The following is an 18,488-nucleotide window of genomic DNA, read 5'->3' on the forward strand; positions in this document are numbered from 1 at the left end:
TAAAAACTTAATTTAAAACTTAAATTATTTTTATAATTTTACCAAATGATTTTTAAGGAAAGCAGAAATCTGAAGAACTTTATTTCCAAACTTTTGTTTGGGATCTACTTCATTGCGCTGTTTTCCCAAAGTTTTCACCATCACGATGCAGTCGACTATTTTAAGAGCTTCAATCTTAAAAAGACAGAAAATACAATGGCTAAGACTTCAGCTAAAGAAAAGCCCGGCGACTGTCTGGCGTGTCATTTCTTAGCTACAGGACACACATTGGTTCCGGACGAATACAGTTTTTCTTTTGAGCATTTTACGCACGAAGTAAAGCAGGTTATTGCTGTTCAGGAAAAAATATGGTCTCAGACCAAATTCACTTTTCAGCTTCGGGGACCTCCCGCAGTTTCATAAATCATAGATTTTTATGGGCTTTAATTGATTTTAAAGTTCAATACTTTGGGTTTAAAGCTATTGATTAATAGCTGTTAGATATGGGATTTCGAATTTTCGGAATTCGAGATAGGTATACGAAATTCGGGTTTAAATTCGGGTTTTTAAGACTGGGAGAAGGAAGTTGGAAGATGGAAGTTTCCGGAGGTCTTAAATACGAATGCCATTCCCATTTAGATTTCGGGATGCGAGTTTCAGGATATATGAGTTTAAGAATATCCAAGTTCATGGATTAGCTTCGTATATTACTTAAAACGGTTGATAGAAAGAGTCTCATATCTCTTATCTCAAATCTAATTTCTAGCATCTAATCAATCATTACTACTTTTTACATTGTACATTTTACAATTTAAAAACAAACGCATTCAACAAAATTTTTACGAAAAAAATGTACCTGTAAAGGGTACGCAATCAATCTATAGACAATGAAATTGATATATAGTCTGATGTTGGTCTTTTGTGGACTGGCATCGATAAGTGCACAAAAATCGTATTCGATAGAAGGAACCGTTCAGGATTTTCACGATAAAACACTGCTGGAAAGTGCGGTAGTGAACATTGGCGGATTCACCACTAAAACGGATAGTAAAGGTAAGTTTACGTTTAATAAAATTCCTGCGGGAAAATATATACTTATTGCCAAACATCCTGATTGTAGTGATTATACTGAAAATATAGGAGTTGATCGGGATTTACACTTGGTGATTACCCTGGAGCATCATAGTCATGATATAGAAACGGTGACCATTCATGGGAGCCATAAATCTAATGGTTCTCTGATTATTAAAACCTTAGATAAATCGGAAATTGAGCGAAATTCTACGGATAACCTGGGGAATTTATTATCTAAAATTTCTGGGGTTACCACTTTAAAAACAGGGAATAATATTTCAAAACCTGTTATTCACGGCTTGTATGGAAGCAGAATTTCTATTTTAAATAATGGAGTAAAGCTTGCAGAACAGGAATGGGGGGTAGAACATGCGCCCAATGTTGATATTAACAATTTTCAGCACATCGATGTAATAAAAGGAGCTTCTGCATTGAAATATGGAAGCGATGCTATCGGAGGAGTAGTGGTGCTGGAACCTGAAATTTTCCCTAAAAAAGACACGATCAAAGGTTCAATAGGACTTACGGGGATTTCCAATGGCAGAGGTTTGGGACTTGATGTAGATGTTGCTAAAGTCTGGAAGAACGGCTGGGCTGTAAAATCCCGTGGTAGTGTCAAAAAATTAGGAGATCAGAGTGCTCCCGATTATAATCTGAAGAATACAGGAATGGATTTTTCTTCCTTTAATTTTACGGTTCAGAACAATAGTTATGAAAAAGGAATTTCTTTTGACTACTACCTGACGAACCAGAATATTGGAATTTTGAGAGATTCGCATGTTTCTACCTCAGGGGATTATGATAGGGCAATGACTGCAAATCCACCAATTTATTCAGGGAAATTCAGTTACGATATTGATAATCCAAGACAGGTTGTGGAACATCATATTGCAAAAGTTTCAGCTTTTAAAAGATTTGAAAATATTGGAAAACTTTCAGCAACATACAGTTATCAATACAATCACAGACAGGAATATGACATACGAAGAGGTGAATTGAATGATACGCCTTCCTTAGATTTGGAGCTGATGACCCATCAATTTAACCTTAATGATTTATTGGAAAGGGGGAAATGGTCTCTGGAAACAGGAATTGATGCGGGTTTTCAAAACAATTATTCAGATCCTGCGACAAAAGCAAGACGTTTGATCCCTAATTATGATAAATATTCTGCAGGAATATATTCTGTTTTTAAATACAAAATTTCTCACGATTTTAATTTTGAAGCGGGAGCAAGATATGATTTTACCCGTTATGATGTGACCAAATGGTACGATCAGAGTGATTGGGAGAAATTATATGCAGATACTTATCCTCAATTTTATGTGAAGAAAGACCAGAACAGGATTCTAACACGTCCTCAGCTTAATTACAATAATGTTTCCTTTAATGCAGGTTTGGAATACCGTCCAGGTTCAAATTTTGATCTGAAATTTAACTATGCAAAAGTGGGCAGATCGCCGAATGTTGCAGAGTTGTTTTCAGACGGATTACACCATTCTGCAGGAGTGATTGAGACTGGAGATATGGCGTTGAAAAGTGAACAGGGACATCAGTTTAATTTAACAGTAGATTCAAAATTCAGTGTTTTGAAAGGACTGAATATTTCTGTAAATCCCTATTTATTTATCACTAAAAACTTTATCAACCAAGTTCCTGTGGGAATTAAGGGAACAATCAGAGGAGTATTTCCTGAGTGGGCTTATCAGCAGATCGATGCCAAGATGTATGGGGTAGACCTTGATATCAACTGGAAACTTACGGATGATCTTACCTATGTGGGAAAAGGAAGTTACGTTCACGGACAGGATGATACCAATAATGAACCTTTAATTCTGATGATGCCTCCGAATTTCTCCAACGCATTGCAGTTTAAAAAGGAAAAATGGAATAACTTCTATTTTACCGTTGAAAATCAAACTTTTCTGAAACAAACCCGGTTCCCTGTCCGAAATGTTCCACTGGAAGTATATGTGGACGGTGAGTTGGTGGATAAAACCATTGATTTGAGTACGCCGCCAAGCGGTTATTCACTTTGGAATATCCAAACGGGAATCAATATCAGTAAAAATCTTTCTGCTGGACTTATCGTAAACAATCTCTTCAATACTTCGTACAGGGATTACCTGAACCGTTTGAGGTTCTTTGCAGATGAGGCAGGGAGAAACTTTATTTTAAACTTTAGATACAAATTCTAAGGATTCAGAAAAATAGTACATTAAAATTTCACAAACTTAAAATTCTAAAAATGAACAAACTATTCAATACTAAAAATATCATCAAATTATTAGCTGTTTTATTCATTACGATTACTGTTATTTCTTGCCAGAGAGACGGTTCTGTAGCAGAGGATGATCTTCCTCAGGAAGAACTTACCAATATTATTTTGTTGGTGAAAGAAGATACTCCGGGATCTACGGCCATCGAATATAATTACAGTATCGGAGCAGGAGGAATCCCCACCATTCCTCTGAAAGACGGAAAGTCTTATACCGTGGAAGCAAAATTCAGAAACGGAAATGAGGATGCTACCAATGAAATCATTGAGGCTAAAAATGAACATTTCCTTATTTTTGATTTTCCAAAATCTAACATCAATGTTACCAGAATAGATGGGAATGACCTGAGAAATGACGGAAAAAGAGTGGGACTTAAAACAAAATGGGATGTTGTAAAAGCTGTTGACGGAACTTCACCATTCCTGAAATTAACCCTTATTCATTCCCCTCAAAGTGTCAATGATGCGAAGTCCGGGTCAGCCTGGGGAAGTGTAGTAGGAGGAGAAACTGATGCAGAAGCTACTTATAATCTAAGTAATTAGAAATACTTCACATAGATAAAAACCGCTGATATTTTCAGCGGTTTTTTATTTATAAACATTTGAAGACTAAGAATTGATTAGAAGTAGGTTATTCTCATAAAATTTTCATATTTTTGCAACCTAAAATTTTAATCAATAATGAAGGTTACCGCACAAAACCATGATGACGTAAGTGCATTACTTACAGTGACATTGGAAAAATCTGACTACAAAGAAAAAGTAGACAAGCAGTTGATTAATTATGCTAAAAATGCGCAAGTTCCTGGTTTCAGAAAAGGGAAAGTGCCTTTGAGTATGGTTAAAAAACAATATGAAGCAGGTATTGCATTCGAAGAAATCAACAAACAGGTTTCTGACGCATTGAACAATTATGTTAACGACAACAAGTTAAGATTAGTTGGACAGCCTGTTCCTCAGCCTGTAAACCAACTGGATTACAACGCTGAGCAAATTGAAGTTGGTTTCGAAGTAGGATATGAGCCTGAATTCACTATAGATTTAGCTAAATATGAAGCTCCTCATTACAAGGTAGAAGCTTCTGACAAGGAAATCACAAAGAGCATTGAGAACATGCAGAAACGTTTTGCGGAGCAGGTTCCTCAGGATAAAATCGGTAAAGATTCTTATGTAGCTTTAGAAATTTCTCAGGTTGTAGAAGAAGATGCTGAAGGAGAGCACCACCACCAGCCAAAGAACGTTACCATTACTGCTGAAAACAAAGAAGCTTTCAAATTGGTAAAAGCTTTGAAAATGGATGGTTCTGTAAAAGTATCTAAAGAAACTCTTGCAGGTGATGAAGAATTAGCTAAAGAATTAGGATTCACTAAAGAAGAAGCAGAGCATTTACACCATGCTGAAGTTGAAGTTAAAGTAAAAGACTTCTATGCATTGAACTTAGCTGAACTTAATCAGGAATTATTCGACAAAGTATACGGAGAAGGAACTATTACTTCTGAAGAAGAACTTAAAGAAAAAGTAAAATCTGAATTGGATGAGTACTTCCAGCAAAATGCTGATGTTCACTATGTGAATAAAGTATTGGAGCAGGTTACTGAAAAAGAAGAAGTAAAACTTCCGGAAAATTTCTTAGTAAAATGGTTGTTATTCTCTAACCAGAATATCCAGTCTGAAGAGCAGGCTAAAGAAATTCTTGAAGCAGAGAAAAGTCAGTTAAGATACCAGATCATTGAAGGTAAATTAATGACCGATAACGAAATCAAGTTAGACTATGCTGATGTATTGGCACAGGCTGAGCAATTAGTGAAAAACCAGTTGGCTATCTACGGAATCCACCACTTAGGGGATGAAGAAATCCAGAAATATGCTGTTGAAATGTTGAAAGACCAGGAGCAGGTAAGACAAATTTCTTCTGAAGTAGCTATGGCTAAACTGAAAGATGTTATCCTTGAAAAAGGAGGAAAAAAAGAAACTAAAATCTCTCACGACGAGTTTTTAGAAGAACTTAAGAAATAATTTATTTTCGATATAAATATTTGAAAACCTCCGAGCAATCGGAGGTTTTTTTATTTTCGCTATCCTTAGCTTTTGTTTATACGATCAATTTAGAAACAGGTTCCATTGTCTTAAAAAATCTTAATGTATCCGGGCCGAAATGATAAGGTATTCCCTATAAATATCCCTTGATTAATTTGTTGCAGTCATTATTCATATATTTACACCCTTAAATTTATTATAGATATGAAAAAGATCATCATTCCGTTTTTCTGTGCCGTACTGTTTTCAGTGCCGGCAGCAGCTCAGCAGACCAGCGCAGCTCCCGCAAAGACGGAAGTCGTGAAATCTAAACTGACACCCAAAGAAGTTATTGAGAATTACTTCAAAGCGTTGGGAGGAAAGGATAAATTAGAAGCCGTAAAATCTACGGTAGTAGACAATACCCTTAGTGTTCAGGGAATGGATATCACCATGAGCACCATGAAGCAGGGCAATAAATTCAAATCTGTGCAAACCGCAATGGGGCAGAAAGTAACCCAATTTTTTGACGGTGAAAAAGGATATATAGAAAGAGGAGGACAGAAAACAGACTTCCCAGCCGATAATATCGCTGAATTGAAAAAAGGCAAGACCGTTGAAGCATTATCTTTTGATCCTGCAGGTTTTCAAGCGGTTACCGTAGAAAAAGCGGACACTAAAGATTATAACGTATTATCTTCAGAGAAAGGAAAATTTTACTTTGATGCTGCTACCGGACTTCTATACAAATCTACTGTAGGAGAAGGAAGTGTTATCGTGAAAAATTATATGACGGTAGAAGGGATCAAGTTTCCTTCCGAAGTTGATATTGAAGGAAAAGGTCAGAAAGTGACGATAAAAACCACCAAAGTTGTTTTAAACTCAGGGGTTTCAGATGCTGATTTTAAATAAAAAGCTGTCATTTTACAGAACAAAAGCCGGAAAATATCCGGCTTTTTTGTTGCCTTTATAATTTTAACTCAAATTTAACTATGATATGAATTTTAACATTTCTTCAGCTGGTGAATAATTGATACTTTTAGCACGAAAATAAATTCAAATAACATGAAGAAAGTTTTATCATCATTTGCGGTCATCTTCCTGATGTCTTCAAATGTTTTCGGACAGAATATCCCCGTGGATGCTTCTGTGAGAATCGGTACCCTTCCCAACGGAATGAAGTACTACATCAAAAAAAATACATTACCTGAAAAGAAAGTAGATTTCCGTCTGGCAATCAATGCCGGATCTATTCTTGAAGATGAAAACCAGAGAGGTCTGGCGCATTTTATGGAGCATATGAATTTCAATGGAACCAAGAATTTCCCGGACAACAAACTGGTAGATTTTCTACAGTCTATCGGGGTGAAATTCGGACAACACCTGAATGCTTACACAAGCTTTGATGAAACTGTATACATGCTTCCCGTTCCTCTGGATAAATCAGGAAACCTTGATGCAGGTCTGAAAGTAATGGAGGACTGGGCTTTTAATGCCACGCTTTCCGATGCGCAGATCAACAAAGAAAGAGGTGTAGTTTTGGAAGAATTAAGACTTGGTTTGGGAGCTGATAAAAGAATGTCAGACAAATACCTTCCCAAACTATTATATAAATCTAAATACGCAGACAGACTTCCAATTGGTAAAAAGGATGTCTTGGAAAACTTCAAGCCAGATGTGATAAGACAATTCCACAAAGACTGGTACAGACCGGATCTTATGGCAATCGTTGTAGTGGGAGATATTAATGTAGATGAAGTTGAAAAGAAGATCAAAGATAATTTCAGCAAATATAAAAATCCTTCTAAACCAAGAGAGAGAAAAGTATTTGACCTGCCTAACCATAAAGAAACATTAGTAGCGATTGAGACAGATCCTGATGCTACAAGTTCTATGGTGCAGTTCATCATGAAAGATGCTGAGGCTTACCAGCCGGATGTGACTGTAGAACAGTACAACCAGACTATTATAGAAGGTCTTTCTACTGCAATGCTGAATAACAGATTGAGAGAATTGATCAACTCAACCAATCCACCTTTTACATTCGGATCGGTATATCACGGAGGAACTTATGCGAGAAGCAAAGAAGCCTTCCAGGGATTTGCCATGGTAAAAGAAGGAAATCAGCTGAGTGCTTTGAAAGTTCTTTTGGAAGAAGTAGAAAGAGCAAAAAGATTTGGATTTACCCAGTCTGAATTGGACAGAGCAAAAGCACAGATGTTATCTAATCTGGAAAGATCATATAACAACCGTGATAAGACGGAAAGTGACATGCTGGTAGACGAATACGTAAGAAACTTCCTGGAGCAGGAACCGATGCCGGGAATTGCCTGGGAATATGAAGATACAAAATCGTTCCTTCCTCAGGTTACCTTGGCGCAGACCAATGAGATCATCAAGAAAATGGTGAAGGATGACAGCAGAGTGATCGTGATAACAGGCCCAAAGAAAGACAATGTTACCATGCCTACAGAAGCAATGGTTCTCAGTACATTTGAATCTGTGAAAATGGCAGACCTTAAGCCTTACGAAGAAAAAGCGGCCATCAAAAATTTAGTAAAGCCTTTCAAGTCTGAAGGAAAAATTGCCAAGACTGAAACAGATGCTAAACTGGGAACAACAACCTGGACGTTAAGCAACGGAGCTAAAGTGACTTTTAAAAAGACTGATTTCAAAGATGATGAAATTGTATTTTCAGCAAGAAGTTTAGGAGGAAACTCTCTTATTTCTGATGCTGATTTTATCAAAACCCAATTCGCTTTCGGAGCATTATCTGAAGCGGGAGTAGGCGGATTCTCAAAAGCTGATCTTACCAATTACCTTGCAGGAAAACAAGTAAGTGTCAATCCAATGATCGGACCTTACTTTGAAGGGATTTCCGGAAGAACTTCCCAGAAAGATTTAGGGACAGCTATGGAGCTTACTTACGCATATTTTACAGGTTTAAATTACAATCCTGCATCATTCAATGCCTATAAAGAAAAACAGTCTGCGATGCTGGATAACCTTCTGTCTAACCCTCAGGCGTATTTCTCCAATGAGCATGCGAAATTCATGAACCAGAAGAACCCAAGATTCATCGGATTGTTCCCAATGGAAAAAGACTGGGCCAATACAGATTACAAAAAAGCATATGATATCTATAAAGAGAAATTTGGCAACGCCGGAAACTTCCAGTTCTATTTTGTAGGGAATATTGACGAAGCTAAGCTAAAAGAACAGGTACTTCAGTATATCGGTGGACTTCCTACATCAGGAAAAACGGCAACGTTTAAAGATACAGGATACAGACAGATGACCGGAGATTATTCTAAAGTCTACAAAAAAGGAAAAGATCCTAAAAGTTTGGTAACCATTTCTTACAGCGGAGAAACGCCTTACAACGAAAAAGAAGCTTTAGCTCTTTCAGCCCTTGGAGAAGTCGCTACGATCAAAGTGATCGAAAAACTTAGAGAAGATGAAAGCGGGATCTATGGTGGTGGTGCCAGAGGAAGTATGAACAAAATTCCTTACAGTGCGTACAATTTCAGTATCAGCTTCCCTTGTGGACCTGAAAATGCAGAAAAACTGACAAAAAGTGCAATGACTGAGCTTCAGAAACTAATTGATAAAGGGCCTGAACAAAAAGATCTGGATAAGTACAAAGAAGGAGAGTACAATGATAACAAAACGGAACTTAAGGATAATATGTTCTGGATGAGTGCTCTTGCTAAAAATCAGTTAGATGGCAGCGATAAGTATGAAATCCTGAACTATCAGGAAAAAGTAAAAGCACTTACGGTGAAAGACCTTCAGGATGTTGCTAAAAAATACCTTGCAAAAGGAAAAATCACAGCTACACTGATGCCGGAAGACGGATGGGAAAATAATAAAAAGACTGAGACAAAACCGGCAGTAGTTGGAACCGCAGTTGTGAAATAATATTTTTCAGAATAATTGATAATGAAAAACCGCAGATACAATCTGCGGTTTTTTTATTGGTTTGTCTCGTCCTGAAAAAGGTTGACTATAAAACCATAAAAACAGTCATCCTTATGAATTTAAAAAAAACATTACCTCCTGTACAAGAATACAGTGAAGCGTTCAAAAGACAAGTTGTCTCCGAATATGAGCGAGGTTTATTTACAAAATCACAGTTACAGACTCGATATAACATTCGAGGTAATTCATGTATTTCCAGTTGGTTAATAAAATATGGTAACTTTACTTATGAGAAACAACTAAGTAAAGGCAGACCCATGAAAGATCCACAGAAACAGAAGATTAAAGAGCTTGAAGCTGCTTTATTCAAAAAGGAAGAAGAGCTCAAAGTGTTTAGGAAATTTATAGAAATCGCAGAGCGTGAGCTGAAGATTGAAATTGTAAAAAAGTCTGGTTCCAATCAATCCAGGAAATAAGGCCGTATACGAATCTTTCACTGGAAGATATCTGCCGATTGTTTGGATACAGTAAACAAGCTTATTACAAAAGGAAGAAACAGCCTGATTCTATAAATCATCAAGAAAGGATTATAGAACTCGTATTATCAATTCGTAAAAAGATGCCCAAAATAGGTACTCGAAAACTTTATGTCTTACTTAAGAATGATTTTGAGAAAGAAAAACTTCACGTAGGAAGAGATCAGTTGTTTAAGATTTTAAGATCAAATTATCTTTTAATTCCCAGAATACACCGCTACTTTAAAACAACGAACTCCAGACATTGGATGAAGAAATACCCCAATATTATCAAAGAAAAAGAGTTGAAATGTTCAGAGAAAGTCTGGGTTGCAGATATAACTTATCTCAAAACTAAAGATAAGAATTATTATCTTCATCTGATTACCGATGCCTATTCAAAGAAAATTGTAGGATATGAATTGAGTGATAATTTACAGACAAGCTCTACGTTGAAAGCATTAAAACAGGCTATAAAGAATCGACTCTACAAGCATCCCTTAATTCATCATTCAGATAGAGGGTTGCAGTATTGCAGTAAAGAATACACCGAAATGTTGAAGAAAAGTGACATTCTCATCAGCATGACAGAGAACTCAGACCCTTATGAAAACGCCGTAGCGGAAAGAGTCAATGGTATTCTGAAATATGAATTTGGATTGATTGATACTTTTGAAGACTTTAAAAATCTATCACAACAGCTTAAGCAATCAATTTACTATTATAATAATTGGAGACCACATTTTTCTTTGAATTATAATATTCCTAGCCAAGTACACATAAAAAATAATGTGAAATTAAAAACCTATAAAAAACAAAATCAGAATAGGAAAATTCCTACTCTGATTTAAGTATATTTGAGTAATAAAAACTAGTCAACCTTTTTCAGGACTAGTCAGTTTAAGAGCCATAGGCTTTTTTCCATTCATCGGCGGCTTCATTTAAAACGCCGTAGAACTCCTCACCATATTTTCTGGTCAGTGGAGTTTTCAGGAACTTATAAACAGGAACCTGCAGTTCTTTTCCAAGCGTGCAGGCATCGCTGCATACACTCCATTCGTGGTAGTTCAGGGCCGTAAAAGTAGAATATTCTGTAATACGGATCGGGTAGAGGTGGCATGAGATTGGTTTTTGCCAATCTATAGCACCGTCTTCATATGCTTTTTCAATACCACATTTCGTGATTCCTCTTTCATCGAAAGTTACATAGGCACATTCGCGGTCTTCCACCATAGGCGTCACATACATGCCGTCCTGCGGATCTGTGGTCCATGTTCCCTGTTCTTCAAGGGCTTTGATGCCTTCCTGTGTAAGATAAGGCTTTACTTTATCAAAAATACGGTCTAAAACCTCAAGTTCATCCTTATCTAGCGGAGCCCCTACATCTCCCTCCACACAGCATGCACCTTTACATTTCGTAAGGTTGCAAACAAATTCTTCGGAAAATATATCCTCTGAAATCAATTTATCGTCTATCTGAATCATAATCTTTAAAATAAATTAAAATACGTACCTGCTTTAAAAGCAATCAAACTCATAATGATAAGCCATAAGCTTACCTCCTGCATCCAGTATTTAGGCAAAAATCTCATCATCCTGCTCAGGATAATACTCGATGGGAATGCCAGAAGCAGTAAATATTCATAATTTTTATTCATATACAGAATAATAGTCACCAGCTGGGCCAGTGAGAAGACAAGCAGAAATGTGTATTTATATCTGCTAATCGGGCTTTTCTTGTTATAGTTTTTAAAATGGTCGTATACCGCATAAATCAGCATCAGGACAATAGGAATTAAAGGAAACAGGTCCAAATAATCCGTCATAGGTCTCATTTTTCCAAACGGGAAATAATCTATATTCCAGGTCGTAAAATGGAAAAAGAACATGATAGAGAAATAACTGAACGCGATTAATAGGGTTCCTAAAAGAAACCTGAAGAGATTTAAACTTATTTTTTGAGAAGTAGCTATCAAGTGAATGATCACAAAAAGAGCCATAGGCCACGTGGTGGGCAGGAAAATAAAGTTCAATGCAACAATGGCTCCCACCAATACATAAGACTTCTTTCTGATGTCTTCATCTGCACTCGTCAGAAGTAAAACCAGAAAAGAATTGGTGAGCAGCGAAACGGCAATTCCAATGTCCAGATTTCCAAGATAAAGCCCGAAAATAAAAAATGTATATAAAAATAATGGCAAGTGCGTCTGATAATTGAGCGCAATGCTGTGAAAACAAAAATATCCCAATGCAATTCCCAGGAAAGTTATTCCTGCAATAATTGCTTCATAAGTGTTGAAATTCAGTATGTTAAATATTATAACTACTAAAAGAAGAAAACCAATATAAACAGGAATTGAAAAAATATTGCTTTCTTTTGAAAGTAATTTAAACATTTTTTATAAATTTGTACAAAGTTAATTTAAAAAAGGAAAATAATGACGTCTTTCTGGTTATTCTTAAGTAAAGTTTTCAAATGGGCCTTCGGTTTTTTTGATACATTTGGAAATGTTCTAAACTGGATTCTATTTGCCGTTTGCTGCGTATTGTTTACATACTGGTGCTATGTATTGGTAGTAACATTGGGTGGTGATAAAGATAAAGACTATTATTCTCCAACTGAGGGTAAGAACCCTTACTACGATCCAAAGATCTACAAAAAAGAAGGTTAATTAATTGGTTATATAGTAAAAAACCGATTAGACTCAGGTCTGATCGGTTTTTTTATTAACAATTAAAATGTAATTTTCTTAGTCGTGGATGGGAAGCACCAGTACCGGAACATGTGAATCTTTTGTAAGACCTTTAGTTAAGCTTCCTACAAAAACATCGTAGATCCCACTTCTTCCATGTGATCCCATGACGATATAGTCGGCATTTTTATCCTTTGCATATTCCAGGATAGTATCTTTGGCAATCCCTTGTTTTAAAAGATGCTCACAGTCCACATCGTGTGCAATGATTCTTTGCTCAATCTTATTCAGCTCTACCAGTTCAGCTCTGATCTCATTAGCTTCTACTTCAGGAAAATATTGATATCCCATATCACCGATAGCAAAACCAATATCTGATGGCGCTACATGAATCAGAAAGATTCTGCCGTTTAATTGTTTTGCGAATTTTACGGCTCCTTCTACAAGCTGTTCTGTTTTGTCCCCAAAATCTACGGGTAGTACAATATTTATCATGACCTTTAATTTTGTTATTTTAAAGATAAGAAAAAATCGCCAAAACTTTATGTTAAATACTTATAATATTCGAATATCAAGAATTTTATCATCCTTCAGATAAGCTTCCAATACGTCATTTTCTTCCACTTTTCCGACTCCTTTTGGTGTCCCTGTAAAAATAAGGTCACCCACCCTCAAGGTAAAATATTGAGAAGCAAACGCGATGATATCATCAAAGCTGAAGATCATGTCTTTTGTATTTCCATCCTGAACCTCTTCTTTATTTTTGAGCAACGAAAACTCTAATCCTCCAAGGTCAAACTCCTCTTTTTTGAAGAAATTTCCTACCACCGCAGAACCATCAAAAGCTTTAGCAAGTTCCCATGGAAGGCCTTTAGACTTTAGCTCGCTCTGAAGATCTCGTGCCGTAAAATCTATTCCTAAGCTGATCTCTTCATAATGTTTGCTGGCAGCTTCTTTCTGGATGTATTTTCCTCCTTTAGAAATTTTTAAAACAACTTCCAGCTCATAGTGAACGTCATTCGAAAATTCAGGAATATAAAAATCATTTCCCTTTAAAACCGCTGTGTCAGGTTTCATGAAAATAACAGGTTTTTCAGGAATCTCGTTTCCCAATTCTTTCGCATGTTCGCTGTAGTTTCTTCCTATACAAATGATTTTCATAACTCTTAATTGTTTAATTTACTATGCCTTTAAAATAGCCTTTTCCTTCTTCAATGTATTTTTCAGGACCATACCTCTTTTGAATCTTAAACGAAGTATATCCAAAAATACTGTCTCCTTTTTTGTAAGAATCTTGATTAAGCACCAGTCGGCTGTCTAAAATTTTAAAATAATCTCCTGTGTCGAGGAAGTCAAAAGGTCTTATGACATCGGTATAATGATAGGGGGAAAGTTGGTGCCTGTTCTTTATAATCTCCAGTTCATAGCCTCCACCACTAAGACCATCTCCTACGGAAAATTTGATATCAAGGGACAGTTTATTGTCATTGATATAACACGTGTAAAATTCTTCACCGGTATCAGTATCTGTTTTTATTATTAAATTATTAGACTTTCCATCTTCCGATTGTTCTACGAAGAGTGTTTTTTGTTTTTGTCTGTCGAAAGCCTTAAAAATTGGATTTTTGGATAAATGAGGATCCGTTTCATTCTGTTTCCATGCTATACAATAATATGCCGCAATAAAGACTGGGATTGAAACAATACCAATACCAATGAATAAAAGAAGCTTTTTAGTTTTTATCATGAATTAAGATGAAGGGTATTTTAGTGCGTAAACTCATTCCCACAGTAATAACAGACAAACTTCTGACTTGCCAAAATGGAAATCCCAAAGAAGCTCGTTGATCTGTCGTCCCTGTAAATGTGATTGGAGCCACATTTCGGACATACAAAATCAAATGCCGGATCTTTGATGGTGTGTTCCACTTCCAATGAATAAGCTTCATTGTCATTATAATCCTGTAGAATCTGTTTTGCCTTTTCCAGATCATCCTCAAAAACCTGAAGCTGTATACCTCCCACAGCCTGTGAAAGTAGCCAGTCAGACTGAATCAGCTGCTCGTTCGCAATGAAGCCATTCACTCCGTTTTCGGCAAGGATCTGTTTGTCCCTGTTAGCTTCAAGGGCTGTTTCGTAGAATTTAAAACGGACCAGATTTGACATGTATTAAAATTTACCTGATAATTGAATTTTGGTGAAGACTTTCTTCGTGTACAATGGGAAATCCGCATTCTGAAGCCATCCATAATAGCCCAGATCCTTCTGGAAAACGGTTTTTACTACCTGTCCTTTATATTTTCCGAAATTGAAAACGGCCTCAGTTTTATCATTGTATCCAATAAATCCTGCCAGGTCGGCATTCTTATTATGGAATGTAAACTCACTTAAAGGCGCGATTTCATTTGGGATATCTTCATACTTTCCAACCTGCGCATCCAATACTTCAAAAGTAGCCATCACATCAGCTTCAGCCGAGTGGGCATTTTCCAAAACTTTACCACAGTAGAACTGGTAAGCAGCTCCAAGGTTTCTGGGCTCTTTTTTATGAAAAATAGTCTGTGCATCTACCAGTCTGAATTTGCTAAGGTCAAAATCTATTTCTACTCTCAGAAGTTCTTCTGCCAGAAGCGGAACATCGAAACGGTTTGAATTAAATCCTCCCAGGTCACTTCCGGCAAGCATTTCCATTACTTTTGAAGCGATATCTCTGAACGTAGGAGCATCCTTTACATCTTCATCATAAATTCCATGGATCTCGCTGGATTCATTAGGAATCGGCATTTCAGGATTTACACGCCATGTTTTGCTTTCTCTGGACGCGTCCGGATTTACTTTTAAAATACAGATCTCTACAATCCTGTCTTTTCCAATATTGGTTCCTGTCGTTTCCAGATCAAAAATGCAAAGGGGTTTATGGAGTTTTAAATTCATGTCTATAATTTGATAATGTTTTAATTTGAAAATGAAGCTAATTTAACTTCTGAAAATCTGATGTCTGATGTCTGAAATCTAGCATCTAATTCAGCTGTCTCTGAAAAACCAGTGATACTAATATATAATAAATAACAAGCATTGGGATACCTACAATCTGAAATATAATCAGAATAGCAATTCCGCCGCCTAATAAAATAACTTTCGGATAATTGTCCTGCAGTTTTTTCGACTTGAATTTCATGGCCATCATCTTGATCGGGCTGATTAAAAGCCATGACGTAACAACCGTCAATAACACTAAAAACAATGAATTTTCAAATAAAAATCCAAAAGTTCCTGTTTCTTTGAAAGCATAATACAATCCAAAAAGCAATACGGTATTGGTTGGTGTATTCAGTCCCTTAAAATAATAACGCTGCTCTTCATCAAGATTAAAGATAGCCAATCTAAGGCAAGAAAATATCGTTATCAGAAGACCAATATAACTGATGTCAAAAGGAAGATGAAGTCCTAAAATTTCATTTCCGAACGGCTCCAGGGCTTTGTACATCGTAAGACCGGGAATCAGCCCGAAACTCACCATATCCGCAAGAGAATCCAGCTGAAGACCCAGATTAGAATTTGATTTTACGGCCCGGGCTACAAACCCATCAAAGAAATCAAAAATGGAAGAAAGAATGAGACAGATGGCCGTGGTCTGGTAATCTCCTAAAATAAGATGGATCGCACCTACACAGCCCGCAAATAAATTGGCAAGTGTCAATAAATTGGCAAGATTATTTTTTATGAAATTCATGTCAACAAAAATAGGGTTTTTCCAAATTTTATCCTGAAATTTTATCAAGGAAAAAATACATTAATCCGTTTTTGATGTAAATTTGCCGAATGAAATTTTTTAAAGAATTTAGAAAACAAGAAGTTCTGGTCCTATTGTACAGGATTTTCTTAGCATACATTTTTTATCAGATTGCCCGGCTTTTGTTTTGGTATTTCAATAAAAAACTCATCAAAGTGGATTCCGTTTCAGATTATTTCAACCTGGCGTTTCATGGAACAGCCTTTGATACAACGGCGATTCTATATGTCAACGCTTTATTTATTCTGTTAAGCCTGGTCCCGATTGTCATCAATACAAAGAAAGTTTATCAGACCGTTTTGTTGTGGCTGTATTTCATCACCAACGGCATTGCCTATGCCATGAATTTCGGAGACTTTATCTATTATAAGTTTTCTCAGGCAAGATTGACATCTACGGCTTTGGATGTGGCAAAACACGAGTCCAATGTCTTTAAAGTCTTCACTGTTTCTCTAGGACAGCATCCTTTTGTCTTGATCTGGTTTGTTGTTTTAATGGCACTTTGGGTGTTTCTGTATAAAAAAGTGAAGATTACAGAACAGAAACCTTTAAAACTTATTCCATACTTTATCTGGTCTGTGGTGGTTCTCTGTGGGACTATTGTTTTGGTCATTGGAGGAATTCGCGGGGACTTCAAGCACAGTACGAGACCTATTAATTTAGTAGATGCCAACCGTTTTGTAGTCAATCCTCTGCAGGGTAATGTGGTTTTGAACAGTACATTTTCATTTTTCAGAACATTAGGAACCAATAATTTTAAAGAAGTTCATTTTGTAGACGAAAAATATATCAATGATAATGTTCAGCCTTATAAAATATATGACAGGGAAGTGGCCAACCGTCCCAACGTTGTTATTTTTATCGTTGAATCCTTTGGAAGAGAATATTCCGGAGCTTTTAACAAAGATAAAAATATAAAAGGCTATGTTTCCTACACCCCTTTTATAGACAGTCTTGCAGGTCAGAGTTTGATTTTTCCCAATACTTTTGCCAATGGAAGACAGTCCATTCATGGGATGAGCAGCGTGTTGGCGGGTATTCCAAGTCTTACTGATGCTTTTACAAGTTCTCCCTATTCCAATCAGAAAATTCAGTCTATTGTTTCCGTGTGTAATGATTTGGGCTATGATACTTCTTTTTATCATGGGGCTCCGAACGGATCGATGGGCTTCCTTGGATTTGGAAATATATTAGGCTTTAAACATTATTTCGGGAAAAATGAATACAATCACGATGAAGATTTTGACGGAATGTGGGCGGTATGGGATGAACCTTTCCTTCAGTATTTTGCAAAGAATGTAGGAAAGAGACAACCTTTTATGGCAACCGTATTTACGGCATCATCACACCACCCGTTTAAAATTCCTGAAAAATACAATGGTAAATTCAAAAAGGGAACCATAGAAATGCATGAGCCTATGCAGTACACAGATTATGCAATCAAAAAATATTTTGAAACGGCTAAAAAACAACCATGGTTCAATAATACGATCTTTGTTTTCACAGGAGACCATACCAATCAGGTGGCTTATGGTGAATATGAAAAAGCGATGAACCGTTTCGCCGTTCCTCTGATCCTGTACTCTCCAAATCCGGAATACAACCTTAAAGGCGTGAATCCCGAAACCGCTCAGCAAATAGATATCTATCCTACACTGGCAGATCTTATAGGATACAATAAACCCATAAGAAGCTGGGGAAGAAGTGTGGTAAGTGATAAAAAATATCCTTCTATTGTAGTTAATTCAGACGGAAGTTCAGAACAATTTATCATTGGAAACCATATGTACCGTTTCGACGGGAAAGAAATCACAGGAGTATACGATAAAAATGACCTTGGATTTGAAAACAATCTGATGGGCAAACTGAAAACTCCGGAAATAGAAAAAGGAATGCAGACGGCAAAAGCATGGTTCCAGGATTATATGGACAGAGTAATCAACAGAAAACTTAAATAAGTTTGAGAGTCGGAGAGTTTTAGGGTTTTAGAGTATAGTTGTTGGTTGTTAGTTCTCACTCCGAAACCTTATGAGTTGCTGAAATCTACAGTGAAAAAAGTCTCGTGTCTCATATCTTGTGTCTGAAATCTGAAATCTTGGTTCTTATTTTGTATCATCATAACTGTTAACATAACCTGTTTACGCTTTTGGCCTATCATATGCTCTGTATAGTAAAAGTTTTTGTCTGTTTAAAATTTAATTTATACTTTTAGCAATAGA

General features: G+C 36.5%; 18 protein-coding genes. 10 read left to right on the forward strand and 8 right to left on the reverse strand.

The window, feature by feature from the left end:
- Positions 1-45: 45 nt before the first annotated feature.
- The 8 genes from HHL23_RS19440 (at position 46) to HHL23_RS19475 (ending at position 10,634) form a co-directional block, all read left to right on the forward strand.
- Positions 46-402 carry a hypothetical protein gene (locus tag HHL23_RS19440; protein WP_169236413.1) on the forward strand — a complete coding sequence of 119 codons (357 nt, stop codon included), beginning with the start codon at positions 46-48 and terminating at the stop codon, positions 400-402.
- A gap of 80 nt (positions 403-482) precedes the next feature.
- Positions 483-677 carry a hypothetical protein gene (locus HHL23_RS19445; RefSeq protein WP_169236414.1) on the forward strand — a complete coding sequence of 65 codons (195 nt, stop codon included), beginning with the start codon at positions 483-485 and terminating at the stop codon, positions 675-677.
- Between the two features lie 189 nt (positions 678-866).
- Positions 867-3,251 (forward strand): TonB-dependent receptor, encoded by a 2,385-nt coding sequence (locus tag HHL23_RS19450; protein WP_169236415.1) that lies wholly within the window; start codon positions 867-869, stop codon positions 3,249-3,251.
- A gap of 50 nt (positions 3,252-3,301) precedes the next feature.
- The gene (locus tag HHL23_RS19455) at positions 3,302-3,874 is read left to right on the forward strand and encodes a hypothetical protein (RefSeq protein ID WP_169236416.1); all 573 of its coding nucleotides are present in this window, start codon (positions 3,302-3,304) and stop codon (positions 3,872-3,874) included.
- A 138-nt stretch (positions 3,875-4,012) separates the two neighbouring features.
- Positions 4,013-5,347 (forward strand): trigger factor, encoded by a 1,335-nt coding sequence (locus tag HHL23_RS19460; protein WP_169236417.1) that lies wholly within the window; start codon positions 4,013-4,015, stop codon positions 5,345-5,347.
- Between the two features lie 225 nt (positions 5,348-5,572).
- Positions 5,573-6,259: a hypothetical protein gene (locus tag HHL23_RS19465; protein ID WP_169236418.1), complete on the forward strand. Its 687-nt coding sequence runs from the start codon at positions 5,573-5,575 to the stop codon at positions 6,257-6,259.
- 153 nt (positions 6,260-6,412) lie between these two features.
- Positions 6,413-9,268: a M16 family metallopeptidase gene (locus HHL23_RS19470; RefSeq protein ID WP_169236419.1), complete on the forward strand. Its 2,856-nt coding sequence runs from the start codon at positions 6,413-6,415 to the stop codon at positions 9,266-9,268.
- A 113-nt stretch (positions 9,269-9,381) separates the two neighbouring features.
- Positions 9,382-10,634 (forward strand): IS3 family transposase gene (locus tag HHL23_RS19475; RefSeq protein ID WP_169236420.1). Its coding sequence is split into 2 segments (ribosomal slippage): positions 9,382-9,709 and positions 9,709-10,634, totalling 1,254 coding nucleotides; the frame shifts between segments, so codons are not numbered across the junction.
- A gap of 49 nt (positions 10,635-10,683) precedes the next feature.
- Here HHL23_RS19475 and HHL23_RS19480 read toward each other — a convergent pair.
- The gene (locus HHL23_RS19480; RefSeq protein WP_169236421.1) at positions 10,684-11,268 is read right to left on the reverse strand and encodes a DUF3109 family protein; all 585 of its coding nucleotides are present in this window, start codon (positions 11,266-11,268) and stop codon (positions 10,684-10,686) included.
- Between the two features lie 5 nt (positions 11,269-11,273).
- Positions 11,274-12,179, reverse strand: coding sequence for a DUF6427 family protein (locus HHL23_RS19485; protein ID WP_169236422.1), 906 nt, complete (start codon positions 12,177-12,179; stop codon positions 11,274-11,276).
- Positions 12,180-12,221: 42 nt separating this feature from the next.
- Here HHL23_RS19485 and HHL23_RS19490 point away from each other — a divergent pair, with 42 nt between their 5' ends.
- Positions 12,222-12,455: a DUF6341 family protein gene (locus HHL23_RS19490; protein ID WP_169236423.1), complete on the forward strand. Its 234-nt coding sequence runs from the start codon at positions 12,222-12,224 to the stop codon at positions 12,453-12,455.
- Positions 12,456-12,533: 78 nt separating this feature from the next.
- Here HHL23_RS19490 and HHL23_RS19495 read toward each other — a convergent pair whose 3' ends face one another.
- From HHL23_RS19495 to HHL23_RS19520, 6 genes are all read right to left on the reverse strand, one after another.
- Positions 12,534-12,971 carry a universal stress protein gene (locus HHL23_RS19495; RefSeq protein ID WP_169236424.1) on the reverse strand — a complete coding sequence of 146 codons (438 nt, stop codon included), beginning with the start codon at positions 12,969-12,971 and terminating at the stop codon, positions 12,534-12,536.
- A gap of 60 nt (positions 12,972-13,031) precedes the next feature.
- Complete coding sequence (locus tag HHL23_RS19500; RefSeq protein WP_169236425.1) at positions 13,032-13,637, reverse strand: fumarylacetoacetate hydrolase family protein; 606 nt, start codon at positions 13,635-13,637, stop codon at positions 13,032-13,034.
- A 13-nt stretch (positions 13,638-13,650) separates the two neighbouring features.
- Positions 13,651-14,223, reverse strand: a complete 573-nt coding sequence (locus tag HHL23_RS19505; protein ID WP_169236426.1) for a hypothetical protein — start codon at positions 14,221-14,223, stop codon at positions 13,651-13,653.
- Positions 14,224-14,243: 20 nt separating this feature from the next.
- Positions 14,244-14,642 carry a putative signal transducing protein gene (locus tag HHL23_RS19510; RefSeq protein WP_169236427.1) on the reverse strand — a complete coding sequence of 133 codons (399 nt, stop codon included), beginning with the start codon at positions 14,640-14,642 and terminating at the stop codon, positions 14,244-14,246.
- Positions 14,643-14,645: 3 nt separating this feature from the next.
- Positions 14,646-15,410 carry a 3'-5' exonuclease gene (locus HHL23_RS19515; RefSeq protein WP_169236428.1) on the reverse strand — a complete coding sequence of 255 codons (765 nt, stop codon included), beginning with the start codon at positions 15,408-15,410 and terminating at the stop codon, positions 14,646-14,648.
- A gap of 85 nt (positions 15,411-15,495) precedes the next feature.
- On the reverse strand, positions 15,496-16,209 hold the full coding sequence (locus HHL23_RS19520) for a CDP-alcohol phosphatidyltransferase family protein (RefSeq protein WP_169236429.1): 714 nt from the start codon (positions 16,207-16,209) through the stop codon (positions 15,496-15,498).
- A gap of 89 nt (positions 16,210-16,298) precedes the next feature.
- On the opposite strand from HHL23_RS19520, the gene HHL23_RS19525 reads away from it, so the two are divergent.
- The gene (locus HHL23_RS19525; protein WP_169236430.1) at positions 16,299-18,227 is read left to right on the forward strand and encodes an LTA synthase family protein; all 1,929 of its coding nucleotides are present in this window, start codon (positions 16,299-16,301) and stop codon (positions 18,225-18,227) included.
- Positions 18,228-18,488: the final 261 nt, after the last annotated feature.

It is taken from the genome of Chryseobacterium antibioticum (assembly GCF_012927325.1).
Lineage (GTDB): Bacteria > Bacteroidota > Bacteroidia > Flavobacteriales > Weeksellaceae > Chryseobacterium > Chryseobacterium antibioticum.